At 70.5% G+C, this 24479-nt stretch carries 18 protein-coding genes and 1 tRNA gene; 13 read left to right on the forward strand and 6 right to left on the reverse strand.

From position 1 onward, the window contains the following. The first annotated feature begins 60 nt into the window (after positions 1–60). Positions 61–4065 (forward strand): Pls/PosA family non-ribosomal peptide synthetase, encoded by a 4005-nt coding sequence (locus IFU11_RS07170; RefSeq protein WP_192018549.1) that lies wholly within the window; start codon positions 61–63, stop codon positions 4063–4065. Beyond that, positions 4065–5399, forward strand: a complete 1335-nt coding sequence (locus IFU11_RS07175) for a M1 family metallopeptidase (protein ID WP_124769599.1) — start codon at positions 4065–4067, stop codon at positions 5397–5399. Before IFU11_RS07170 ends, IFU11_RS07175 begins: the two co-directional genes overlap by 1 nt. Positions 5400–5405: 6 nt before the next feature. On the opposite strand, the gene IFU11_RS07180 is transcribed toward IFU11_RS07175, so the two are convergent. Together IFU11_RS07180 and IFU11_RS07185 are read right to left on the reverse strand one after the other, a co-directional pair. Then, entirely contained in the window at positions 5406–6074 is a 669-nt protein-coding gene (locus tag IFU11_RS07180) for a 4'-phosphopantetheinyl transferase family protein (protein WP_192018550.1), read from the reverse strand. A 55-nt stretch (positions 6075–6129) separates the two neighbouring features. Beyond that, a tRNA-Arg gene (locus IFU11_RS07185) sits at positions 6130–6204 on the reverse strand. Between the two features lie 90 nt (positions 6205–6294). On the opposite strand from IFU11_RS07185, the gene IFU11_RS07190 reads away from it, so the two are divergent. The 8 genes from IFU11_RS07190 to prfA all read left to right on the forward strand — a co-directional run bounded on the left by IFU11_RS07190 (position 6295) and on the right by prfA (position 17437). Continuing rightward, entirely contained in the window at positions 6295–7128 is an 834-nt protein-coding gene (locus tag IFU11_RS07190; RefSeq protein ID WP_086473968.1) for a transglutaminase-like domain-containing protein, read from the forward strand. A gap of 58 nt (positions 7129–7186) precedes the next feature. Further along, on the forward strand, positions 7187–8857 hold the full coding sequence (locus IFU11_RS07195; protein WP_064295369.1) for an arginine--tRNA ligase: 1671 nt from the start codon (positions 7187–7189) through the stop codon (positions 8855–8857). Between the two features lie 103 nt (positions 8858–8960). After that, on the forward strand, positions 8961–9728 hold the full coding sequence (locus tag IFU11_RS07200) for an LmeA family phospholipid-binding protein (protein WP_086473967.1): 768 nt from the start codon (positions 8961–8963) through the stop codon (positions 9726–9728). 323 nt (positions 9729–10051) lie between these two features. Then, positions 10052–11458, forward strand: coding sequence for a diaminopimelate decarboxylase (gene lysA / locus IFU11_RS07205; RefSeq protein ID WP_192018551.1), 1407 nt, complete (start codon positions 10052–10054; stop codon positions 11456–11458). Then, positions 11455–12774 (forward strand): homoserine dehydrogenase, encoded by a 1320-nt coding sequence (locus IFU11_RS07210; RefSeq protein WP_079002763.1) that lies wholly within the window; start codon positions 11455–11457, stop codon positions 12772–12774. The genes lysA and IFU11_RS07210 overlap by 4 nt, the downstream gene beginning before the upstream one ends. A 65-nt stretch (positions 12775–12839) precedes the next feature. Then, positions 12840–13796, forward strand: coding sequence for a homoserine kinase (thrB, locus tag IFU11_RS07215; protein WP_071262436.1), 957 nt, complete (start codon positions 12840–12842; stop codon positions 13794–13796). A gap of 232 nt (positions 13797–14028) precedes the next feature. Then, a complete protein-coding gene (gene rho, locus IFU11_RS07220) occupies positions 14029–16248 on the forward strand; it encodes a transcription termination factor Rho (RefSeq protein WP_159879209.1) in 2220 nt (739 codons plus the stop codon). A gap of 109 nt (positions 16249–16357) precedes the next feature. Continuing rightward, positions 16358–17437, forward strand: a complete 1080-nt coding sequence (gene prfA, locus IFU11_RS07225) for a peptide chain release factor 1 (RefSeq protein WP_071262434.1) — start codon at positions 16358–16360, stop codon at positions 17435–17437. Between the two features lie 65 nt (positions 17438–17502). On the opposite strand, the gene IFU11_RS07230 is transcribed toward prfA, so the two are convergent. The 3 genes from IFU11_RS07230 to cysK form a co-directional block, all read right to left on the reverse strand. Further along, positions 17503–19059 (reverse strand): ABC-F family ATP-binding cassette domain-containing protein, encoded by a 1557-nt coding sequence (locus tag IFU11_RS07230; protein WP_191941413.1) that lies wholly within the window; start codon positions 19057–19059, stop codon positions 17503–17505. Between the two features lie 92 nt (positions 19060–19151). Then, a complete protein-coding gene (gene epsC, locus IFU11_RS07235; protein WP_192018552.1) occupies positions 19152–19718 on the reverse strand; it encodes a serine O-acetyltransferase EpsC in 567 nt (188 codons plus the stop codon). Between the two features lie 9 nt (positions 19719–19727). After that, the gene (cysK, locus tag IFU11_RS07240; RefSeq protein ID WP_064295302.1) at positions 19728–20666 is read right to left on the reverse strand and encodes a cysteine synthase A; all 939 of its coding nucleotides are present in this window, start codon (positions 20664–20666) and stop codon (positions 19728–19730) included. Positions 20667–20829: 163 nt separating this feature from the next. On the opposite strand from cysK, the gene prmC reads away from it, so the two are divergent. After that, a complete protein-coding gene (gene prmC, locus IFU11_RS07245; RefSeq protein WP_228501986.1) occupies positions 20830–21738 on the forward strand; it encodes a peptide chain release factor N(5)-glutamine methyltransferase in 909 nt (302 codons plus the stop codon). A gap of 200 nt (positions 21739–21938) precedes the next feature. On the opposite strand, the gene IFU11_RS07250 is transcribed toward prmC, so the two are convergent. Next, the gene (locus IFU11_RS07250; RefSeq protein WP_371742737.1) at positions 21939–22577 is read right to left on the reverse strand and encodes an HAD-IA family hydrolase; all 639 of its coding nucleotides are present in this window, start codon (positions 22575–22577) and stop codon (positions 21939–21941) included. Positions 22578–22702: 125 nt separating this feature from the next. Between IFU11_RS07250 and IFU11_RS07255 the strand changes: the two genes are divergently transcribed. Both IFU11_RS07255 and IFU11_RS07260 read left to right on the forward strand, forming a co-directional pair. Further along, positions 22703–23500, forward strand: a complete 798-nt coding sequence (locus tag IFU11_RS07255; RefSeq protein WP_137243298.1) for a glycosyltransferase family 2 protein — start codon at positions 22703–22705, stop codon at positions 23498–23500. After that, positions 23497–24468, forward strand: coding sequence for an NAD-dependent epimerase/dehydratase family protein (locus IFU11_RS07260; protein WP_161578602.1), 972 nt, complete (start codon positions 23497–23499; stop codon positions 24466–24468). Before IFU11_RS07255 ends, IFU11_RS07260 begins: the two co-directional genes overlap by 4 nt. Positions 24469–24479 lie beyond the last annotated feature (11 nt).

Consider the following 24479-nt stretch of genomic DNA (forward strand, 5'->3'; position numbering starts at 1 on the left):
CGTCCATGCGCGCTGCCTACCGTTGGCGGCGCTGAACAGCCGGACGACAGGGGATCGCGTATGGACGCCGACACCAGCACCGCCCTCCTCATCGAGCGGCAGCCCGCGCTGCTCGGTGGCGTGCGCGCACCGGCCGAGCGCACCCTCCTCGACATCCTCCGTGACGTCGCCGCGTCGCACCCCGAGGCCTCGGCGATCGAGGACGCGGAGGGGGCGCTCAGCTACCGTGAGCTCGTCCTCAGTGCCGAGCGGGTCGCGGCTGGGCTGTTCGCCGCCGGGGTCCGCCGCGGTGACCGGGTCGGTGTCCGGATCGCCTCGGGCACCCGCGACCTCTACCTCGGGATCCTCGGGATCCTGTTCACCGGAGCGGCCTACGTGCCCGTCGACGCTGACGACCCGGAGGAGCGGGCACGACTCGTGTTCGGTGAGGCGGCCGTCGTCGGCGTCCTGGTCGACGGCGGTGTCTTCGAGCGTTCGCGCCGAGGCACTGAGGACCCGGCCGATGACGGCGCCGATCCCGACCGGGTGCAACTCGCGACGGGCGCGGCACCCCACCCGGGCACCCGGGCGATCCCGGTCCTCGAACCACCGCGACTCGACGACGACTCCTGGATCATCTTCACCTCCGGCTCGACGGGCACGCCGAAGGGCGTCGCCGTCTCGCACCGCTCTGCCGCCGCGTTCGTCGACGCCGAGGCGCGGATCTTCCTCCAGGCGGAACCCCTCGGCCCCGGTGATCGTGTGCTGGCCGGCCTGTCCGTCGCCTTCGACGCGTCCTGCGAGGAGATGTGGCTCGCCTGGGGACACGGCGCGTGCCTGGTCCCGGCGCCGCGCTCGCTCGTCCGCAGCGGCATGGACCTCGGACCCTGGCTCACCGCGAAGGGCATCACCGTGGTGTCGACGGTGCCCACGTTGGCGGCGATGTGGCCCGCCGAATCCCTCGAGAACATCCGCATGCTCATCTTCGGCGGCGAGGCCTGCCCGCCGGAGCTCGCCGCCCGGCTGGCCGTGGACGGTCGCGAAGTCTGGAACACCTACGGACCCACCGAGGCCACCGTCGTCGCCTGCGCCGCGCTGTTGACCGGCGAGCAGCCCGTGCGCATCGGACTGCCACTCGACGGCTGGGACCTCGCCGTGGTCGACGCCGAGGGCATCCCGGTCGAGGAGGGCGGCGTCGGTGAGCTCATCATCGGCGGCGTCGGACTCGCCCGGTACCTCGACCCCGTCAAGGACGCCGAACGGTATGCGCCCATGCCGAGCATCGGGTGGTCGCGGGCGTACCGGAGCGGCGACCTCGTCCGCTACGAGGCCGCAGGACTCGTGTTCCAGGGGCGCGCGGACGATCAGGTGAAGATCGGCGGTCGGCGCGTGGAACTCGGGGAGATCGAGGCCGCTCTGCAGGCGCTGCCGGGCGTCTCGGGTGCGGCAGCAGCCGTCCAGCGTACCGCCGCCGGGAACGCCGTCCTCGTGGGGTACCTCGCGGTGCCCGACCGCGACGGGTTCTCCGTCGAGCGGGCGCTCGACACCCTCCGTGAGCAGCTCCCGGCACCGCTCGTCCCGCTCCTCGCGGTCGTCGGCGAGCTGCCCACCCGCACCTCCGGCAAGGTCGACCGGGCCGCGCTGCCGTGGCCGCTCGACGCCGCCGATGGGGAGGACGCCTCGACCCTGTCCGGCACCGCCGCGTGGCTCGCCGAGCAGTGGACGGCCGTCCTCGGCGTCCGGGTCACCGCCGAGAGCGACAACTTCTTCAGCCTGGGCGGCGGGAGCCTGGCGGCCGCGCAGCTCGTCTCGCTCATCCGCACCCGCGACGCCGAGTTCACCGTCGCCGACATCTACGGCCACCCCCGACTCGGCGCGATGGCCGCCGAACTCGACGGCCGACGCCCCGAGCGTCGCAGTCGGGCGGCCGTCGCGGACCCCGTGCTCCCGACGCCGCTCGCGACCCAGTGGGCACAGACCCTCCTGGGTGTACCGCTCCTCATCCTCGTCGGACTCCGGTGGCTCGTGTACCTGCTCGCCGGCAGTCGGGTCCTCGGCCTCGTCGCGGACGTCCCGTACCTCCCCATGGTCTCCTGGTGGTGGATCGCCCTCGGGTTCCTCGTGGTCATCACCCCGATCGGACGCATGGCGATCTCCGTCGTCGCGGCGAAGCTCCTCCTCGTCGGCGTCCGCCCGGGCGACTACCCGCGCGGCGGCTCGGTCCATGTGCGACTCTGGCTCGCCGAACGCGTCGCCGACACCGTCGGCGCGGTGAGTCTCGCCGGAGCCCCCTGGATCTCGGGCTACGCCAGGGCGCTCGGCGCGAAGATCGGTGCCGACGCGGACCTCCACAGCGTGCCGCCGGTCACCGGTTTCCTCACCATCGGGGCGCGCGCATCGATCGAGCCCGAGGTCGACCTCCGCGGCTACTGGGTCGACGGCGACACGCTCAGACTCGGCCACGTCCACATCGGCGCCGAGAGCACGGTCGGCGCTCGCAGCACCCTGCTCGCCGGCACCCGGATCGGCAAGCGTGCGGAGATCGCTCCAGGATCGTCCGTCTTCGGCCGCGTCCCCTCCGGACACCTGTGGTCAGGGTCGCCCGCCGTCCGCGTCGGCAAGGCGAAACCGGTGTGGCCGACCGAACGACCCCCGCGTCGCCGACGCTGGCTGTTCGCGTACGGCGCGGGATCGGCGCTGCTGTCGGTGCTGCCGTTCCTCGCCTTCGTGCTGGCGGCGGCGGTCGTGGCGGCCGGCGCATCGGGCGCGACCAGCCTGCTCGAGTTCTCCTGGCGCGCACTCCTCTGGGTGCCCGTCGCCACCCTCGTGTGGTTCGTCGTCCTGGCGATCAGCACGATCGGCCTCGTCCGGCTGCTCGGCCTCGGTCTCAGCGAGGGCTACTTCCCGGTGCGCAGTCGGGTCGGTTGGCAGGTGTGGGCGACGGAGCGGCTCCTGGACGCCGCGCGCACCCTCCTCTTCCCCCTGTACGCGAGCCTCTTCACGCCCGTCTGGCTCCGCCTGCTCGGGGCGAAGGTCGGGCGCAACGTGGAGGCGTCGACGGTCCTCCTCCTTCCGCGGATGACGACCGTCGGCGACGGTGCGTTCCTCGCGGACGACACGATGGTGGCCTCCTACGAGCTCGGTGGCGGGTGGATGCGGATCGCCGGTGCGTCCGTCGGCAAGCGCGCCTTCCTCGGCAACTCCGGCATGGCGGGCCCCGGCATGCACGTTCCGAAGAACGGGCTCGTCGCCGTGCTGTCGGCCGCACCGCGGAAGGCCAAGTCCGGCTCGTCCTGGCTCGGGAGCCCACCGATGCGACTCCGGCGGCAGGTGTCCGACGCCGATCTCGACCGGACCTACGACCCGCCGCTCCGGCTCCGGATCGCCCGCGCACTGTGGGAACTCTGCCGCATCGTCCCCGTCATGGTGACGACCGGCATCGCGCTCCTGGTGCTCCTCGCGCTCGCCTGGTTCGCCGACACCTGGGGTCTCGGTGTCGCGATCGCCGTCAGCGGTGCCGTGCTCCTGGCCGCCGGCGCGGTCGCGGCGGGGATCACGACCGTCGCCAAATGGGTGATCGTCGGCCCGATCCGCACAGGGGAGCACCCGCTCTGGTCCTCGTTCATCTGGCGCAACGAGGTGTCCGACACCTTCGTCGAGATGGTCGCGGCGCCCTGGTTCGCGGCACCCGCCACCGGCACCCCCGCCCTCACCTGGTGGTTGCGCTCGCTCGGTGCCCGCATCGGTCGTGGGGTCTGGTGCGAGAGCTACTGGCTGCCGGAGGCCGACCTCGTCCGACTCGGCGACGGCGCGACGGTCAACCGGGGCTGCGTTGTGCAAACGCACCTGTTCCATGATCGAATCATGAGTATGGATCAGGTCGAACTCGCATCGGGCGCCACGCTCGGGCCGCACAGCGTCATCCTCCCCGGAGCGCGGATCGACGACGACGCGACGGTCGGACCGGCCTCGCTCGTCATGCGCGGAGAACGCGTCCCGGCGGGCACCCGGTGGAGCGGCAACCCGATCGGCCCGTGGCGCGAGGTGACGACGGCGGAGTACCGGGAGCCCCAGGTCGCGTCCTGATGGGGGAGGCTCTCGCCCGTCTGCGGAGCGCAGGCGACCCCTACACGCCCTCCAGCGGGAATCGTGGCTACCGCGTCGTCCGGTACGAGCTGGAGCTCGACTACGACGTCGACCGCAACGCCCTGTCCGGGACGGCTCGGCTCACCGCCGTCGCGACGGAGGAGCTCACGCGGTTCTCGCTCGACCTCGCCGCGCTGCGCGTCACCCGTGTCCAGGTCGACGGGGTCGAGGCGAAGCGGACGCACAGCTCGGGCAAGCTCACGCTGACGCCCCGGAACACCATCGCGGACGGCGCCGAGTTCTCCGTGCTCGTCCGGTACTCGGGTGCGCCCCGTCCCGTGCGCAGCCCCTGGGGCGAGATCGGCTGGGAGGAACTCGAGGACGGCGTCATCGTGGCGTCCCAGCCGTGCGGCGCATCGAGTTGGTTCCCCTGCAACGACCACCCCTCGGACAAGTCGTCCTATCGGATCAGTGTCACGGCGTCGTCGGCGTACACGGTCGTCGCCCCCGGAGAGCTGGTGTCGCGCGTTGCCCGCGCGAGCCGGACCACATGGGTCTACGAGCAGCCCGAACCGATGGCCGCCTACCTCGCGACGGTGCAGATCGGCCGGTACCAGCGGCTCGCCGTCAGCGCTCGGGTCGCGACGAGCACGGTGCCGGTCGTCGCACACCTGCCGCGCGACCTCACGGCGCGGTTCCGACACGACTTCGCCGAGCAGGTCGACATGCTGGCGTGCTTCGAGCGCGCCTTCGGACCCTATCCCTTCGGCAGCTACGGCGTCGTGGTCACGGACGACGTGCTGGAGATCCCACTCGAGGCGCAGGGGATGAGCGTGTTCGGCCGCAACCACGTCGACGGCGTCAGCGGTTCGGAGCGGTTGATCGCGCACGAGCTCGCCCACCAGTGGTTCGGGAACAGCCTGACGATCGCCGCCTGGCGGGACATCTGGTTGCACGAGGGCTTCGCCTGCTACGCCGAGTGGCTGTGGTCGGAGGAGTCGGGGGCCGAGAGCGCCGACGCCTGTGCCCGGGCGCACTACGCGGCGCTCCGACGCGCACCGCAGGACCTCGTCGTCGGCGACCCGGGACCCGCGGACATGTTCGACGACCGGGTCTACAAGCGGGGCGCGATCGCCCTGCACGCCGTGCGCCGACTGCTCGGCGACGAAGCGTTCTTCGACCTCCTGCGTGACTGGGTGGCGTCCTTCCGGCACTCGAGCGTGTCGACGGACGACTTCATCCGGACGGCCGATCGACATGCACCGGCACCGGTCGAGCCGCTCCTCGACGCGTGGCTCTTCCAGGAGGCGCTCCCGCCGTTCCCCGTCGGCTGAACCGGGTCAGGGGAGCAGGAGGGCCGTCGCGACGACGAATCCCGGCACGGGCTCCGGGTGGTCGACGACGAAGCGGTGGCCCGCGGTCTCGGTGACGTGTGGTGCGGCATCCGGCCCGAGGTCGATCGTCGCGGGATCGGTCGCGAGGCCCGTACCGAGGGCCTTCGTCACGGCCTCCTTCGCCGTCCAACGCTCGGCGAGCGCCCGGAGGCGTCGTCGGTCCGGGAGCCGCTGCCACTGCTCCCGTTCCGCGGGGGTGAGGGCGACGTCCTCGACCCCGGTGAACCGGCCCGCGTCGAGCCGTTCGACGTCGACACCGACGGGGTGCTCGATCGACACCGCTACCGCGGAGGCGTCGGCGGTGTGGGAGACGCTCACGTGGACGGTCCGGTCTCCGAAGCGCACCCGTGGTCGTCCGTGAGCGAGACCGCAGTCCGGGCAGACCGCCATGACCTCGATCCGCTCGGGGTCGGTGCCGATCGTCTCCGCGACGGTGCGCACGAGCAGTGCGCGACCGAACAGGAACCGACGGGCCGCGGTCGCGGACGAGGTGTCGAGGCGGTCACGGGCGGACGCGTCCAGCCGGGCGGCCGTGCCGGCGAGGTCGAGCTCAGCCGCGCTGGCCCAGCACAGGAAGCGGACCGTCGGCTGCGGGAGGGGATCGGCTCGGTGCATGGCCCCCGCGTCCCGGAGTCGGAGCGATGCGAAGCAGGACCTCGCGAGATGGTGATGGTGCCCTCGACTGGATTCGAACCAGCGACTTCTTCCTCCGGAGGGAAGCGCTCTTCCGCTGAGCTACGAAGGCGGAACGTGTCCAAGCTACCAGAGTCGGGACCCACGCCGGTACCGGAGGCGTGCGGGATCCGCGTCGCCCGTCGCGTGGAACAATGAGGTCATGCAGCGCACCCTGACCGCGTCGCTCGATCTGCGGGTGCACGATCGAGCCGACCTCATCTTCTCCATCGCTGCAGCCGGCGGCACCCCGCTGGCGAGCGAGCGACTGCAGGTGCACTCCTCGGACGGCCCGTGCGCGGTCACCGAGATCGTGGGTCCGGACGACACGCGACTCCACCGGGTCATCGCCGAGCCCGGCCGGTTGCAGGTCGACTACGAGGCGGTGGTCGTCGGGCAGGCCGTGCCGCGTCCCGTGGACGCCTTGGAGACCGTGACCTACCTCCGTCCCAGCCGGTACTGCGAGTCGGACGCGCTGTTCTCGCTCGCGCGTTCCGAGCTCGGCTACCTCCTCGAGCACCGTCGCCTGCACGAGGACGGTACGGTGTCCGGCGGTCTGCAGGTGCTGCCATGGGTGGCTGCCTGGGTCGGACGCCACCTCTCCTACGTCTCCGGCTCCACGACCGTGTCGGACAGTGCGGTGTCGACCCTGGCCGCGGGGCGTGGCGTGTGCCGGGACTTCGCGCACCTGACCATCGCGATGCTGCGGGCGCTCGACATCCCGGCCCGGTACGCCGCGGTCTACGCGCCGGGTCTCGTCCCCATGGACTTCCACGCGGTGGCCGAGGGCTTCGTCGACGGCGCCTGGCACGTGGTCGACGCGACGGGCCTGGCACCGCGTCAGTCGCTCGTCCGCATCGCCACCGGACGCGACGCCGCGGACGTGGCCTGGTTGAGCAACCACCACGGCAACGTGACCGTCGAGGACATGCGGATCGACGCTCTGATCGACGTCCTGCCCGCCGACGACCCGGCGCAGGCGGTCGTGCTCGCCTGACAGTCGCCCCGAGGCCGCCGTGTCACCGGTGCGACGCGCCCGGGTAGAATCGCTCCTCGTGACTCCTGAAGACCTCGCCTCCGCCCTGCACGCCATCGTCGTTCCGATCGTCGAACGACGACGCGAGGCGGCGGGCATCACCGACGAGGTCGCGGTGTCGGTCGACGACGTGGTGCTGGAGCGTCCGAAGAACCGCGATCACGGCGACTGGGCCTGCAACATCGCGATGAAGCTCGCGAAGCGCGTGGGGGCGAACCCGCGCGAGCTCGCGCAGGAGTTCGCCGACGCGCTCGTGCAGGTCGACGGCGTCGCCTCGGTCGAGGTCGCCGGTCCCGGGTTCATCAACGTGCGCCTCGACGCCGCTGCCGCGGGTGCGCTCGCGAAGGTGATCGTCGACGCCGGTGACGCGTTCGGTCGCAACGACAGCCTCGCCGGTCAGACCATCAACATCGAGTTCGTCTCGGCCAACCCGACCGGCCCGCTGCACATCGGCCACACGCGCTGGGCCGCGCTCGGCGACTCCCTGGCTCGCGTCCTGAGCGCGTCCGGCGCGACGCTCGTCAGCGAGTACTACATCAACGACGCCGGCAACCAGATGGACACCTTCGCGGACTCGATCCTCGCAGCGGCCAAGGGGGAGCCGACGCCTGAGGGCGGCTATCCCGGGGCGTACATCGGCGACCTCGCGAAGACCGTGCTGGCCGAGATCCCCGACCTCCTCGAGCGTCCTGACGCCCGCGAGGTCGCGCGGGAACGCGCCTACGCCCTGCAGCTCGGTGAGATCCGCGCCTCTCTCGAGCGCTTCAACGTCCACTTCGACGTCTGGTTCAGTGAGCGCACGCTGCACGCGACCGGCGAGGACGGCACGAGCCTCATCGACCAGGCCGTGGACCGCTTGCGCGAGCAGGGGCACGTGTTCGACGAGGAGGGCGCCGTCTGGGTGCGCACGACGGACTTCGGCGACGACAAGAACCGCGTCATCCGTCGCTCCAACGGCGTCTACACCTACTTCGCCGCCGACGCCGCGTACTACCTGAACAAGGGCGACCGCGGCTTCCAGCACAAGATCTACCTGCTCGGTGCCGACCACCACGGCTACGTCCACCGGCTGAAGGCCCTCGCGGGTGCGGCTGGAGACGACCCGGACCGCGACATCGAGGTGCTCATCGGGCAGCTCGTCAGCGTGAACGGCGCCCGACTCTCCAAGCGCGCTGGCAACATCATCGAGCTGGACGACCTGCAGGCCTGGATCGGGACGGACGCCCTGCGGTACTCGCTCGGTCGCTACCCGGCCGATTCGCCGTTGGCCCTCGACCCGGAGCAGCTCCGCAGCCGGACGAACGACAACCCCGTGTTCTACGTCCAGTACGCCCACGCCCGCACGAACTCGGTGGCGCGCAACGCCGCCTCGGCCGGGGTCGACCGCAGCGCCTTCGCACCGGAGCTGCTCGTCCACGAGACGGAGTCGGCGCTCCTCGGCGTCCTCCAGGAGTTCCCGCGGATCGTCGCGCAGGCCGCACAGCTGCGCGAGCCGCACCGCGTCGCCCGGCACCTGGAGGAGACCGCGAGCCTGTACCACAAGTGGTACGACAGCTGCCGGGTCGTCCCGATGGGGGAGGAGCCGGTCACCGACCTGCACCGCACGCGCCTCTGGCTGAACGACGCGACCGGCACCGTCATCCGCAACGGGCTGGCGCTCCTCGGCGTCTCCGCGCCGGAGCGCATGTAGCTTCCCTACAGCAGGAGATCCGCGCGAGCGCAGGACGGTTCCTCGGGAACGGTCCTGCGCTCGCGCCGTCCTCCTGCCGACGACGGTTCGCTACCCTCGGAACATGAGTGAGCAGCAACCGTCGGGCAAGCGCAGGCGTCCCTGGCTTCCGATCGTCATCGTCGTCGGGGTGCTCGTCGTCCTCGTCGGCGCGTTCCTGATCGCCGACACGATCGTGCGCGGCGTCGCCGAGGAGCGCGTCGCGACGCAGATCGAGCAGAGCCTGCCGGACAACGTCGACGCGGACGTCGCCGTGTCGATCGGCGGTGCCTCGGTCATCGCCCAGTACCTCACCGGAACGTTCGAGCACGTCGACCTGCGTGCACCGGATGCGAGCGTCGACGGCATCCCGCTGGACCTCCGGGTCAGCGCGGACCGGGTCCCCCTCGACCCGGAGCAGACCATCGGTCGAGTGGTGGCGACCATCAGGATCGATGCCGCCGGAGCGGCGGACCTCGCCAAGACGGCCGGGCTCCCGGGCACGCTCACCCTCGGCGACGACGAGATCGGGTACGCAGGCGAGGCGACCGTCCTCGGGTTCACGATCCCGTACGACTTCTCCGTGGCACCGACCACCACGGCCGACCGCGTGAACCTGATGCCGACGTCCGTGAACGTCGACACCGGCCTCCTCGGCGTCATCGACCTACGGGCGCTCGTGACCGGCTTCCTGCAGGGCGACCCGCCCAGCATCTGCGTCGCCCAATACCTGCCGGAGGGGGTCGACCTCGATGGACTCGCGGTGACGCCGGAGGCGGCGACCGCCACCCTGACCTCGACGACGCTCCGCCTCGACGAGGCGTCGCTGCAGACGCTCGGCAGCTGCGACTGAACCTCGCCCCGCCACCCGGCGGCGGAGGGGAGCGGGCCACCCGACGTCACGATGCTGCACGGGCACGCGCGTCTCGCTAGACTTTCCACACACCCACTGCTCCGACCGGGCGGTGAGGTGTGCCGTCGGGCCCTCCGGCCCGTGTTCCACCTCAGTCGTTCCAACCGAGCGGCGATGGGTGCGGACGACCGGGATCACCAACCACCGGGCCGTGCGCATCCACCTTCATCGGTGCTCTACAAATCGGTGCTTCAGGGGCCAAACCGGGTCCGCTCGCCCAACGAGAACCTCCTTTTCCGCTCAACAGGACTCAGGACACCCCCGTGGCCAGAAACCCCCTCGCCCCCGACTGGCTCGCCGAGCCCGTCGATCCGAACGCGCTCGATCCGGCCGTGTGGCCAGCGTCGGCCGCGCGCGACACCGACGGCCGCCTGCAGCTCGGCGGCGTCGACGTCCGCACGCTCCAGAAGCGCTTCGGCACGCCGCTCTACGTCGTCGATGAAGTCGACGCCCGGACCCGCGCCCGCACGCTGCGTGAGGCGTTCGAGCGTGAGGCGGCCGCCCGCGGCACGAGTGTCGCCGTCTACTACGCGGGGAAGGCGTTCCTCTCGGCCGAGGTCGCGCGGTGGATGACGGCGGAGGGCCTCCGCATCGACATCTGCAGCGGCGGAGAACTCGCCGTCGCACTCGCCGCCGGAACCGATCCGGCCCAGCTGGGCTTCCACGGCAACAACAAGTCGGTCGCGGAGATCGAGCGAGCCGTGGGCGTCGGGATCGGCGCCATCGTGCTCGACAGCCTCACCGAGATCGACCGCGTCGCCGCAGCGGCCGAGCGTGCCGGCCGGGTCCAGTCCGTGCGCCTGCGCGTGAACAGCGGCGTCCACGCCCACACGCACGAGTACCTCGCGACCGCCCACGAGGACCAGAAGTTCGGCCTGCCGCTCGCGGACGCCGCCGACGCCGTCGCGCGCATCCGGTCGCACGCCTCGCTCGACTTCCTCGGACTCCACTGCCACATCGGCTCGCAGATCTTCGGGTCCGACGGGTTCGCCGAATCCGCCGCCCGCCTGCTCGCCGTCCATGCCCGCCTACTCGAGGGCGGCCCCGTGCCCGAGCTCAACCTCGGTGGCGGCTTCGGCATCGCCTACACCAGCGCCGACGACCCGACGCCGATCGAGCAGCTCGCGGCGGACATCCTCGCCGGTGTCCAGGCTGCGGCAGACCTCCACGGCGTCCGGATCCCGAAGCTCGCCTTCGAACCGGGACGTGCGATCATCGGCGGCGCCGGCATCACGCTCTACGAGGTCGGCACGATCAAGGACGTCATGGTCGCCTGGAACGACGAGGGCGAGACGGCCGTCCGACGTTACGTCAGCGTCGACGGCGGGATGAGCGACAACGCCCGGCCGTCGCTGTACGGCGCGGACTACGCGGTCCGGATCGCCGATCGCGTGAGCGACGCGTCCCCTGCGCTCGTCCGGATCGCCGGCAAGCACTGCGAGTCGGGCGACATCGTCGTGAACGCCGACTACCTGCCGGCCGACGTCCGCGACGGCGACCTCCTGGCCGTCCCCGCGACCGGGGCCTACTGCTGGTCCCTCGCGAGCAACTACAACTACCTCGGTCGCCCGGCCGTCGTCGCCGTGTCGGGTGGCGCGGCCCGCGTCATCGTGCGGGGCGAGACCGAGCACGACCTCCTCAGCCGCGATGCGGGATTGGACACGGAATGATCGAATACCGCGGACTGAAAGTCGCCCTCCTGGGCGCCGGATCGGTGGGCTCGCAGGTGGCGCGTCTGCTGCTCGAGCACGCCGACGAACTGGCGTCCCGCGCCGGAGCGAGCCTCGAGCTCATCGGCATCGCCGTGCGCGACGTCGACGCACCTCGCGACGTCGACCTGCCGAAGGAGTTGTACACGACCGATGCCGAACAGCTCATCCTGAGCGCCGACATCGTGATCGAGCTCATCGGCGGCATCGAGCCGGCGCGCAGCCACATCCTGCAGGCCATCAACGCCGGTGCCGACATCGTCACCGCCAACAAGGCGCTGCTCGCGACGCACGGCCCTGAACTGTTCGACGCCGCTGAGCAGGTCGGCGCCCAGCTGTACTACGAGGCGGCCGTCGCCGCGGCGATCCCGATCATCCGACCCCTGCGGGAGAGCCTCGCGGGCGACCGCATCAACCGGGTGCTCGGCATCGTCAACGGCAGCACGAACTACATGCTCGACCGGATGGACCGCTTCGGCGACACGATGGAGGACGCGGCAGCCGTCGCGAGCGAGCTCGGGTACCTCGAGGCCGACCCGACCCTCGACGTCGAGGGCTACGACGCGGCGCAGAAGGCGACCATCCTGGCGAGTCTCGCCTTCCACACCACCGTCCCCGTCGAGGCCGTCCACCGTGAGGGCATCACCGGCATCACGAAGGCGCAGGTCGACCTCGCCCGCAGCGAGGGCTACGTCATCAAGTTGCTCGCGATCGCCGAGCGGATCGTCGACGAGACCACCGGCGAGGAGGGCCTGTCCGCCCGCGTCTACCCGGCGCTCATCGGTCGGGAGCACCCACTGGCCGCCGTACACGGCGGCAACAACGCGGTCTTCGTGGAGGCCGAGAACGCCGGGAGCCTGATGTTCTACGGCGCCGGCGCCGGTGGCAAGGAGACCGCCTCCGCGGTGCTCGGCGACCTCGTCTCGGCGGCCCGTCGTCACGTCGCCGGCGGCCCCGGTGTCGGCGAGTCCACGCACGCCGACCTGCCGGTCCTCGAGATCGGCCGCGTCACGACGCGATACCAGGTCACCCTCGAGGTGGCCGACGAACCCGGCGTGCTCGCCGCGGTCGCGGGGATCCTCAGCGACGGCGGCGTCTCGGTCGAGACCTTCCAGCAGTCCGTGGCCTCCTCGGACGGGACGCTGTCGACCGCTACCCTGGTCATCGGCACCCACCGGGCGCTCGAATCGGCCCTCGCGGCCACCGTCGAGCAGCTCGCCTCCAACGCCCACGTCGAGCGGGTCGTGTCCGTGCTCCGGGTCGAAGGAGCCGAGTAGGTGCCGAACCGCACGACCACCGACCGCGTCGCTCGCCGACCTCTCACCAGATTGCAGGCATCCCTATGAGTCACACCGAACCGCTTGCGATCGGACGCACCGTCACCGTGAAGGTGCCGGCGACCACCGCCAACCTCGGACCCGGCTTCGACACGCTCGGTCTGGCGCTCGCCCTGTACGACGAGCTGACCGTCACGGTCCGCGAGGAGCCGGGCGTGTTCGTGGAGGTCATCGGCGTCGGTGCCGGCGAGGTGCCGACCGACGCGTCGAACCTCGTGATCACCGCGATCGCCCACGCCCTGCGTGCCTACGGCCACGACCTCCCCGGTCTCGACGTCGTCGCGCGGAACGTCATCCCGCACGGCCGCGGCCTCGGTTCCTCGGGCGCCGCGATCGTCTCCGGCATCATGGCGGCGAAGGGGCTCCTCGAGGGTCGGGTCGAGCTCGGACCGGACGACCTCCTCCGGCTCGCGACGGAGATGGAGGGTCACCCCGACAACGTCGCTCCGGCGCTGTTCGGCGGCCTGACGATCGCGTGGACGACGGACGACGGCCCGCAGCACAAGAAGCTCATCGTGCACCGCGGGGTCTCGCCGCTCGTGCTCGTCCCCGAGCACACGATGTCCACGGAACTCGCCCGCAGCCTGCAGCCCGCCAACGTGCCACACGCCGACGCGGCGTTCAACGTCTCGCGTTCGGCGCTCCTCGTCGCCGCGCTCACGCAGAGCCCCGAGCTCCTGCTCGCAGCCACCGAGGACCGGCTCCACCAGAGCTACCGCGCCGCCGCGATGCCCGAGACGAACACCCTCATCACGCTGCTGCGCGAACACGGCTTCGCCGCCGTCGTGTCCGGCGCCGGCCCGTCGATCCTCGTCCTCGCGGACGATCCCGGACGACGCCTCGAAGCCACCGCGCTGGTCGCCGAGCACGCCACCACCCCGTGGCAGTCGCTCATGCTCGCGGTCGACTTCAAGGGTGCTACAGTGGGAGGGCACCCGGCCCACCCCGCCTCTTCGGCGTAACCGGCTTCCGGGGCAATTCCGCACAATCATCGCTTTCGCACCAATTGATCGCGTCTGTTCGGGTCCCACCGTGTTTCCATCCTGCTGAGCAGCGCTCCGCCGGGTCGTCGCACCGGGCTATCCGCACAGGCTCTGCGTCGTGTGAACATCACCCACCCGCCGCACAGGATTCCGGTGCGATCGCCGCCTGCGCGAGACAGCTCTGTCTCGACGCAAGGGAAGGAAGACACACGTGACAGACGTCAACGAAGGCGCCTCAGGCGTCTCGCTGGATGCCGACCCGAAGACGCTCAAGGTCGCCGACCTGCAGCGTCTCGCCGCCGCTCTCGGAGTGGCCGGAGCCTCGAAGCTCCGCAAGGGCGAGCTGGTCGAAGCCATCCAGACCATCCAGAACAGCACCGACACCGACACCGACGCCGCGGTCACCGAGACCGCCGACGTCATCGAGTCGGTCTCCGCGCTCGAAGTCGCGCCGGAGGCACCGGTGCAGTCCAAGCTGCCCGAGCTCGACCTCGCGCTCGACCAGGCCTTCGGTGCCGAGAAGGCGGCCCCGCCGGCGCGACGCAAGTCCCGCCGGGCCACGACGGCCACCGTCGCCCCGAACGCGACCCCGATCGTCGGCGCCCCCGTCGTCGAGGCACCGGCTGCGCCGGCTGCCGCACCCGCCCCGGTCGAGGCCGAGGCACCGTCCGCTCCGGCCGACGCGGCTCCCGCCGAGCAGTCCGATGACGCCGCCGCGACCGCCGAGTCGCCGAGCGCCGACGAGACGACCCCCGAGCAGACGCCGAGGCGTTCGCGCGGCAACCGCCGTGGTCGCGGACGCGATCGCGACCGCAACGCCGACGACGCCGAGCAGAACACGGCTGAGCAGGGCACCGGCGAGCAGGCCGGCGGCGAGCAGAACCGCGCCGCACAGAACGCCTCCGAGCAGGACTCGAACGACGACGCCGCGAACACGGACGCCGACGACACCCAGGACGGCGAGCAGCAGGACGGCCAGTCGTCCGGCGGGCGCCGCGGTCGTGGCCGAGGCCGCAACCAGAACAACGGCGGCCAGAACAACGGCAACCAGAACACCGGTGGCCAGAACGCCGACGCCGGCCAGAAGGCCGACGCCAAGCAGGAGCAGCAGGGGCAGAACCGCGGCAACCAGGGCGGTCAGGGCAACCAGGGCGCACCGGGCGACGAGTCCGAGGGTCGTGGCGGCCGCAGCCGCTACCGCGACCGCAAGCGTCGCGGATCCGTGCAGAACGACGACGTCGAGCCCGAGATCGCCGAGGACGACGTCCTCATCCCGGTCGCCGGCATCCTCGACGTCCTCGACAACTACGCCTTCGTGCGCACCTCCGGCTACCTCCCGGGCACCAACGACGTCTACGTCTCCCTCGGCCAGGTGAAGAAGTACCACCTGCGCAAGGGCGACGCCGTCGTCGGGGCCATCCGTCAGCCGCGCGACAACGACAGCAGCAGCCGCCAGAAGTACAACGCGATCGTCAAGGTCGACTCCGTCAACGGCCTGTCCGTCGACGAGGCCGGCGCCCGCGTCGAGTTCGGCAAGCTGACCCCGCTGTACCCGCAGGAGCGCCTCCGTCTCGAGACGGAGCAGACGAAGCTCACGCAGCGCATCATCGACCTCGTCGCACCGATCGGCAAGGGCCAGCGCGGCCTGATCGTCGCCCCGCCGAAGGCCGGGAAGACCATCGTCCTGCAGCAGATCGCCAACGCGATCTCGATCAACAACCCTGAGGTCCACCTCATGGTCGTGCTCGTCGACGAGCGTCCCGAAGAGGTCACCGACATGCAGCGCACGGTGAAGGGTGAGGTCATCGCCTCCACCTTCGACCGTCCGGCCGAGGACCACACGACGGTCGCTGAACTCGCGATCGAGCGCGCCAAGCGTCTCGTCGAGCTCGGCCACGACGTCGTCGTGCTGCTCGACTCGATCACGCGTCTCGGTCGTGCCTACAACCTGGCCGCACCCGCCTCGGGTCGGATCCTCTCCGGCGGTGTCGACGCCGCGGCGCTGTACCCGCCGAAGCGTTTCTTCGGAGCCGCTCGCAACATCGAGAACGGCGGATCCCTCACGATCCTCGCGACCGCGCTCGTCGAGACCGGTTCCAAGATGGACGAGGTCATCTTCGAGGAGTTCAAGGGCACCGGCAACTCGGAGCTCCGGCTCTCGCGCCAGCTCGCCGACAAGCGGATCTTCCCGGCCGTGGACGTCAACGCGTCCTCGACCCGCCGCGAGGAGATGCTGCTCGCCCCCGACGAGGTCAAGGTCACCTGGAAGCTGCGTCGTGCCCTCGCCGGCCTCGACCAGCAGCAGGCCCTCGAGGTCGTCCTCGGCAAGCTGAAGGAGACCACGTCCAACGTGGAGTTCCTCGTCCAGATGCAGAAGTCGATGCCCGCACCGACGTCGCACAGCCACGGACACGAGAACAACCACCGCTAGCGCTCCCGACCGACCCCATCCGTACCCGCGCCGCACCGGCATCGGGAACGGGTGGGGTCGGTCCCGTTTCGCCCCCGGTGCCGCCTGATGGTGATGAAGGAAGAGAACGATGTTCGAATCAGTTGAGACGCTCGTCGCCGAGCACAAGGATCTCCAGGATCAGCTCGCCGACCCGGCGGTCCACGCCGACCCCGCGCGGTCGAAGAAGATCAACCGCCGCTACGCCGAGCTGTCGAAGATCATCGCGGCCTACCACACCTGGCAGGCGACGCAGGAGGACCTCGACGCCGCTCGGGAACTCGCCAAGGAGGACGAGGCGTTCGCCGAGGAGGTGCCGGTGCTCGAAGAGCTGCTGGTGACCAACCAGGAGAAGCTCCGCCGTCTGCTCATCCCGCGCGACCCCGACGACGGCCGCGACGTCATCATGGAGATCAAGGGTGGCGAGGGCGGCGCCGAGAGCGCGCTCTTCGCCGCCGACCTGCTCCGGATGTATCTGCACTACGCGGAGTCCAAGGGGTGGAAGACCGAGCTCCTCGAACGCACCGAGAGCGACCTCGGCGGCTACAAGGACGTCCAGGTGGCGATCAAGTCGAACGCGACCGACCCGTCGCAGGGGGTCTGGGCGCACCTCAAGTACGAAGGCGGCGTGCACCGCGTGCAGCGTGTGCCGGCCACCGAGTCCCAGGGCCGCATCCACACCTCCACCACGGGTGTCCTCGTCTTCCCCGAGGTCGATGAGCCGGAGGAGGTCGAGATCAGCCAGAACGACCTGAAGATCGACGTCTACCGGTCGAGCGGCCCCGGCGGTCAGTCGGTCAACACCACGGACTCCGCGGTGCGCATCACCCACCTGCCGACCGGCATCGTGGTGTCGATGCAGAACGAGAAGAGCCAGCTGCAGAACCGTGAGGCCGGCATGCGCGTGCTCCGCGCCCGCATCCTCGCGCGTCAGCAGGAGGAGCAGGCCGCTCTCGACAGCGCTGCCCGCAAGACGCAGATCCGCACCATGGACCGCTCCGAGCGCATCCGCACCTACAACTTCCCCGAGAACCGCATCGCCGACCACCGGACGGGGTACAAGGCGTACAATCTCGACGGCGTCATGAACGGCGCGCTCGGGCCGATCATCGAATCGGCGATCACCGCCGACGAGGAGGCACGCCTGGCCGACATCGGCGACCAGGACTAGGACTCGGGAGCGCAGTCGTGGTCGTCATTCCTCTCGGATGACGACCACGACTGCGCTTTCGTCGTTCAGCCGATGCGCAGCCGCTTCGTCGCGACCTTGTCGGCGAAGAACCGGTCGTGGCTGACCACGACGATGGCGCCGGGGAAGTGCACGAGTGCGCGCTCCATCACCTGCGTGCTCGCGAGGTCCAGGTGGTTCGTCGGCTCGTCGAGGAGGAGCACCGAAGCTCCGGAGAGCAGGCACTGGGCCATGGCGACGCGGGCGCGCTGCCCACCCGAGAGCATGCCGATCTTCTGCTTGAGGTCGGCGTCGGAGAACTGGAACATGCCGAGGAAGCGGTTCACCGACTTCTTCGTCGCCGCGAAGGCGAGGCTGTCGGGCATGGCGCCGACGGCGTGCGCCACCGTATCGGTGAGGTCCAGCTCGTCGACCATCTGGTTGTAGGACGCGTATCGAACCCCGCCGGTCCAGGTGACGTGACCGGCGTCGGGGCGTTCGTCGCCCTCGAGGATCCGGAGGAACGTGGACTTGCCCGCGCCGTTCGGTCCGTGGACGACGATGCGTTCGCGGCGGCCGATCTCGAGGTCGAGTCCGTCGAACAGCGTGTGCTCGCCGTAGGCCTTCGTGAGCCCCTGGATCCGGCAGAGCGTGTCCTTGATGTGCAGGCCGCCGTAGATGTCGGTGATGATGTCGTCGACCGGACGCGGCGGCCTGGCCTTCTTGATCTTCGCCAGCTGCGAGGAGAGGTCCTTCTTCCCGGCGGCCTTGGCCGCCTCGCGACGGTCCGAGATGCCCTCCGCCTCGAAGGCGAGCAGTTCGGACTCGTGGACGAACTGCGCCTCGAGGCTCTTGAGCCGGAACTGCTTCTGGACGACGTACTCGTCGAAGCTGCCGGGGTACTCGTGGAGGTGGAAGTTCTCGACCTCGACGATGCGCGTGACCACGGCGTCGAGGAAGGTCCGGTCGTGCGAGACGACGATCGCCGCGCCGCGGAACGAGCCGAACCAGGATTCGAGCCACTCGACCCCCGCGACGTCGAGGAAGTTCGTCGGCTCGTCGAGGAGCAGGACGTCCGGGCGCTCGAGGAGGATCTTCGCGAGCGCCGCGCGGTTGCGCCAACCACCTGAGAGCGAGTCGATGGGGAGCACGCGGCGAGCGGTGTCGAAGCCGAGCGTGGTGAGGGCGGTGTCGATGTGGCGCTGGTAGTCCCAGCCGTCCTGGCGCTCCATCTCCTCGAAGAGCTCGGCCTGCCGTTCGATGAGCTTCGTCATCCGGTCGAGGTCGTTCGGGTCGGCGGCGATCGCGGCGTCGATGGATGCGAGTTCCGCCTCGATGGCGTGGATGTGACCGAAGAGTCCTTCGAGGACCTCGGTGATGGTGGCGCTGCCGTCGAGCTCCGAGAACTGCGAGAAGTACCCGATCCGCGTCCCGTCCTCGATGGTCACGGTGCCGGAGTCCGGTTGGAGCTGGTCGAGCGCGAGCTTCAGGAGGGTGGACTTGCCGGAGCCGTTCCGGCCGATGAGCCCGACCCGGTCGCCTGGCTCGAGCCGGAAGAAGACGTCGCGGAGCACCGGGCGCTCCTCGAACCGGACGGTGACGTCGTGCAGGCGGATGAGACTCATGGGGACCTCTCGAGGAGCGGGGATGCGGGTGGGATGCGGGAGATCGTCGTCCGGGGGAGGCGTGGGCGACGGATCACCTCACCTCGCGCGGATCAGATGTGGTACTCGGGATCGAGCAACGCGAGACCGTGCGTGCCGCTCCCGCGCGGGCGCTCGACCGCCGGGACACCGAGCAGCAGGCTGCGGGGTGGGCACGCCTTGGTGACGACGGCGTTCGCGCCGACGATGGTCCCCGCACCGATCAGGATGGGCCCGAGGATCTTCGCCCCGGCTCCGACGGCGACGCCGTCACCGATCGTCGGGTGGCGCTTGCCGACGCCGCGGCTCTTCCCGCCGAGGGTCACGCCGTGGAAGATCATGACGTCCTCGCCCACCTCGGCCGTCTCGCCGATGACGACGCCCATGCCGTGGTCGATGAAGAACCGCCTGCCGATCCGGGCGCCCGGGTGGATCTCGATCCCGGTGAGGAACCGGGTGAACTGGGAGCCGAACCGGGCGAGGGTGCGGAAGCCGCGCCGCCACAGGCGATGGTGCAGCCGGTACGCCCAGACGGCGTGCAGGCCGGAGTAGCTGAGCGCGATCTCGATGGTGCCGCGGGCCGCCGGATCGTGTGCGCGTGCGGCACCGATGTCCTCGCGGACCCGCGACAGCATTCCCATGCGTCGAGCCTAGTCGCGCAGGTCGTCGTACATCGTCGTCGACAGGTAGCGCTCGCCCGCGTCGGGGATGATGACGACGATGGTCTTGCCGGCCATCTCCGGACGGCGTCCGACCTCGAGGGCTGCCCACACCGCGGCGCCGGAGGACATGCCGCCGATGATGCCGTCGTCGGTCGCGAGGCGTCGTGCGGTCGCGTAGGCCGTGTCGGTCTCGACCGGGATGATCTCGCTGAACAAGGAGGTGTCGAGGATGTCGGGCACGAAGTTCGGGCCGATGCCCTGGATCTTGTGTCCACCGGCGCGACCCTCGCTGAGCAGCGGGGAGTCCGCGGGCTCCACGGCGATGATCTGCACATCGGGGTTGTGCTCGCGGAGCCAGCCGCCGACGCCCGTGATCGTCCCGCCCGTCCCGATGCCCGCGACGAACGCGTCGACCGTGCCGGCGGTGTCCTCCCAGATCTCGGGTGCGGTCGTCCGCCGGTGGATGGCGGGGTTCGCCTCGTTCTCGAACTGCCTGACCCAGACGGCGCCGGGGTTCTCGGCGACGATGCGCTGCGCCTCCTGCACGGCGTTCGCCATCCCCTTCGTCGGATCGGTGAGGACGAGCTCGGCACCGTAGGCGCGGAGGAGGGTCCGGCGTTCCTTGCTCATCGAGGCCGGCATCGTGAGGATAACCCGGTAGCCCCGGGCGGCTCCCACGAGGGCGAGCGCGATGCCGGTGTTCCCGCTCGTCGACTCGACGATGGTCCCTCCCGGCTGCAGCTGGCCCGAGGCCTCCGCCGCGTCGACGAGCGCGATGCCCAGGCGGTCCTTGACGCTCGATCCGGGATTGTAGAACTCCAGCTTCGCCAGGACGGTCGCGCCGACGCCCTCGGCGATGCGGTTCAGGCGGACGAGCGGGGTGCGCCCGTAGGCCTGGGTGATGTCGGTGTAGACGGTGCCGGTCACGGTGTTCCTCTTCCTCGAACGGGGCTCGGTTCAGCCTACGACCTGGTCGATCGGCGGGGTCCCGTGTGACGACGAGGGTTACCGGCCCGCCGCCGCGCCGAGGCGGTGGGGTAGGCTCGGTGCGGCCCACCCGACCAGGCCGCCCCAGATGATGACCTCGCTCATGCCCAGCACCCCTTCCGCCGCCGCCGCAGACACCCCGTCCGCCGGCCACCCTGCGACCGTCGAACTCGCGCGCCAACACGCCGTCGAGATCCTCACCCGCGCAGCCGTGCCGTCACCCGACGTCGACGCGGAGCTCCTCCTCGGACACGTGCTCGGCCTCGGTCGTGGTGCCGTGCAGGCCGCGGCGATCACCGGTCGCGTGCTCGATGCCGAGGAGCGCACCGTGTTCGCCGAGCTGGTCGAGCGTCGGGCCGCGCGCGAACCGCTGCAGCACATCACGGGTCGTGCCGCGTTCCGTTCGATGGAACTCGCGGTCGGACCAGGCGTCTTCGTGCCGCGCCCCGAGACCGAGTCGGTCGTGCAGTTCGCGATCGACGCGCTCCGAGCCGTTCCGATCCCTCGGCCAATCGGCGTCGACCTCGGCACCGGCAGTGGAGCGATCGCGCTGGCGATGGCGACCGAGGTCCCGAACGCGGCGATCTACGCGACCGAGAACTCGGTCGAGGCGTTCATCTGGGCGAGGCGGAACTTCGCCGAGTCCGGTGCCGACAACGCCACCGTCGTCTTCGAGCACCTCGCCGACGCCTTCCACGAGCTCGACGGCTCGGTGGACGTCGTGATCTCGAACCCTCCGTACGTCCCGGACGACGCGATCCCGCGCGATCCCGAAGTGCGTCTCCACGACCCCTCGGCCGCGCTGTACGGCGGACCGGACGGACTCGACGTGGTGCGCCAGGTGTCCGCCACCGCGCAGCGACTGCTCCACCGGGGCGGCACGCTCATCATCGAGCACGGTGAACTCCAGGGGCAGGCCATCCGCGAGCTGCTCACGGCCGACGGCTGGCACGCTGCGGCGACCCACCGCGACCTCACCACCCGCGACCGCACGACCATCGCGATCCGCTGACGCGTCGCGAGCCCGCGCTTCTCAGCTCCGTAGGCCCCTCTTCCGGTCCCTGAGCCTGTCGCAGGGCGAGTCCGAGCCGTGGATCCGCCGCCCTTCGACAAGCTCAGGGACCGATGGGTCGGCTCAGGGACCGATGGGTCGGCTCAGGGACCGATGGTTCGGTTCAGGGGCCGGTGGGACGCATCGGCCGGTGGGTCGAGTCAGGGCGTAGCCGCCACGAAGGCGTCGACCGCAGCGTCGAGTCCTGCGACGTCGAAGGCACCTGAGTCGTCCTTCGTCAGCTGGAACGCGTGCATCCCCACGGCCTCGGCGCCCGCGCAGTTCGCCGCGGAGTCGTCGATGAGCATGGTGCGGCCGGGTGCGACGCCGTACCGGCTGAGCGCGCGGGTGTAGACACGGGGCTCGGGCTTCTCCGCTCCGAGGACGGCGGACACGAGGTCGTTCTCGCCGAGGAGGGCTGCGGCCTCGGGAGCCAGCTGCGCGAAGGAGTCCCGGAACGGGATCGGATTGTTCGACAGCAGGGAGACCGTGCCGAGGGTCGCGGCACGGGCGAGGGTGGCCAGGACGCCGGGAACCGGGGTCATCGCCGCCGCACGGGCCTCGCGCCACTCCTCGAGTGACAGTGGGTACCCGGTGACCTCGGTGAACACCGCCAGATAGTCGTCACTCGTCGGGTACTCGCCGATGTTGGCCGCGGCCTCGTGGCCGCCGACCCACCACTGCTTCGCGAGCCGGTACTGGCTCACGCCCGTCAACCGGGAGAGCGCCGGGAGGCGTTTCCGGAAGTCGTAGTCGTACAGGGTCTTGTCGCAGTCGAAGAAGAACACACGCTCTGGCACCACTCCAGTATGCGGCCCCGGGCTCCCAGGACCGGACGCGGGCAGCACGTAGACTGACCAGGCGCGTCGGGCCCACGTCCGTCGTGCCTCGGCGGTGCCGTCCCCGCCGCCGGAGAGGGTGAACCGTGGACCGTCCTGTGACCGCCTGCATCGTCATGTACCGGAACGATCGCGACAAGCTGCGTGCGGCCATCGACTCGACCCTCGGGAGCCCGCTCGTCGAGACGCTGTACCTCGTCGACAACTCGCCGACGGACGAGCTCCGCGACCTCGCGGCCGACCCGCGGGTCGAGTACCTGCACAACCCCTCGAACCCCGGCTTCGGCGCCGCCCACAACCTCGCGATCGCGAAGGTCCTCGGGCGTTCGAAGTTCCACATGGTGGTCAACCCGGACGTGTACTTCGAGCCGGAGGCGATCGAGCAGCTCCACGAGTTCATGCTCGAGCACCCCGAGGTCGGGCACGTCATGCCGAAGGTGCTGTACCCCGACGGATCCCTCCAGTATCTGGTGAAGCGGAACCCCTCCGTCTTCGACCTGTTCGCCCGCCGGTTCCTGCCCGGTCCGCTGAAGCCGCTCGTCGCGAAGCGCATGGCCCGCTACGAGTACCGCGACATCGACGAGAACCCGGCGCACGACTACAACAAGACGATGTTCGACGTGCCCTACCTCTCGGGCTGCTTCATGTTCCTCCGGACCTCCACCCTGCACCGCGTCGGCTTCTTCGACGAGCGGATCTTCATGTACATCGAGGACGCCGACCTCACCCGTCGCTTCCTCCAGGTGTCGCGGACCGCGTACTACCCCGGCGCGACGATCCACCACCACTTCGCGAAGGGCTCGCATCACAACCGGAAGCTGATGTGGTACTCGATCCAGGGGGCCTTCGTGTACTTCCGCACGTGGGGATGGTTCGGACGATGAGCCGGGTGCTCGTGACCGGTGCGACCGGCTTCATTGGGACGAACCTCGTCCCCGTCCTCGAGGCGGCCGGCCACGAGGTCGTGCCGTTCTCGTTGCGCGGGTGGACGGGGGAGCCCTTCCCCGAGGACGTCGATGTCGTGGTGAACCTCGCCGGGAAGGCGCACGACCTCGACGGCACCGCCTCTCCCGAGGTGTACCGCCGGATCAACACCGACCTCGCCGAACGCGCGTACGTCGCCTTCCTGGCGTCGGACGCCGCCACCTTCATCCAGCTGAGCAGCGTCGCCGCGGTGAACGAGGCGACGGTCGACGGCGTGCTCGACGAGTCCGCCGAGCCCCACCCGGTGACCCCCTACGGGAAGTCGAAGCTCGCAGCCGAGCGGCTCCTGCTCGCCGTCGAACCGCCCGCCGGTCGCCGGACGATCGTCCTCCGTCCGACGATGGTGCACGGGCCGGGGGACAAGGGCAACTTGCGCCTCCTGTTCGGTCTGCTGTCCCGCGGTATCCCGTACCCGCTCGACGCCTTCCGCAACGAGCGCAGCTTCGTGTCGATCCAGAACCTCACGTGGGCGATCACGAGCATCATCGACACGCCCGCCGTCACGACGGGTGTCTACCTCGTCGCCGACGACGAGCCCGTGTCGACGGGGCACCTCGTCACCCTCATCGGCGAGGTCACCGGTCGCCGGGTCCGTCGCCTGGCGCTCCCACCGGCCCTCGTGCGGTTGGCGGCCGCCGTCGGCGATCGCGTCCCCGCCGTGCCGCTCAACTCCGGGCGTCTCGCGAAGCTCACCGAGGACTACCGCGTCTCCGGTGCCCGACTGCTCGGTGCACTCGGGCACGAGCGCATGCCGACGGCGACGGACGACGGTCTCCGGTCCTCGATCGCAGCGCTCGCCGCGGAGCGCGGTGCGCCCGGCCCCGACGCGCAGTCCGTGCGCAGCCAACGCGAAGCCGGCGATCGGTAGGATCGACACGT

This window comes from Plantibacter sp. CFBP 8804 (assembly GCF_014841225.1).
Lineage (GTDB): Bacteria > Actinomycetota > Actinomycetes > Actinomycetales > Microbacteriaceae > Plantibacter > Plantibacter auratus.

Bases quoted from the DNA above. Each gene is read 5' to 3' on its own strand.
- IFU11_RS07170 (WP_192018549.1), top strand. From the start codon at position 61: ATGGACGCCGACACCAGCACCGCCCTCCTCATCGAGCGGCAGCCCGCG.
- IFU11_RS07175 (WP_124769599.1), top strand. From the start codon at position 4,065: ATGGGGGAGGCTCTCGCCCGTCTGCGGAGCGCAGGCGACCCCTACACG.
- IFU11_RS07180 (WP_192018550.1), bottom strand. From the start codon at position 6,074: ATGCACCGAGCCGATCCCCTCCCGCAGCCGACGGTCCGCTTCCTGTGC.
- IFU11_RS07190 (WP_086473968.1), top strand. From the start codon at position 6,295: ATGCAGCGCACCCTGACCGCGTCGCTCGATCTGCGGGTGCACGATCGA.
- IFU11_RS07200 (WP_086473967.1), top strand. From the start codon at position 8,961: ATGAGTGAGCAGCAACCGTCGGGCAAGCGCAGGCGTCCCTGGCTTCCG.
- IFU11_RS07210 (WP_079002763.1), top strand. From the start codon at position 11,455: ATGATCGAATACCGCGGACTGAAAGTCGCCCTCCTGGGCGCCGGATCG.
- thrB (WP_071262436.1), top strand. From the start codon at position 12,840: ATGAGTCACACCGAACCGCTTGCGATCGGACGCACCGTCACCGTGAAG.
- prfA (WP_071262434.1), top strand. From the start codon at position 16,358: ATGTTCGAATCAGTTGAGACGCTCGTCGCCGAGCACAAGGATCTCCAG.
- IFU11_RS07230 (WP_191941413.1), bottom strand. From the start codon at position 19,059: ATGAGTCTCATCCGCCTGCACGACGTCACCGTCCGGTTCGAGGAGCGC.
- epsC (WP_192018552.1), bottom strand. From the start codon at position 19,718: ATGGGAATGCTGTCGCGGGTCCGCGAGGACATCGGTGCCGCACGCGCA.
- prmC (WP_228501986.1), top strand. From the start codon at position 20,830: ATGCCCAGCACCCCTTCCGCCGCCGCCGCAGACACCCCGTCCGCCGGC.
- IFU11_RS07260 (WP_161578602.1), top strand. From the start codon at position 23,497: ATGAGCCGGGTGCTCGTGACCGGTGCGACCGGCTTCATTGGGACGAAC.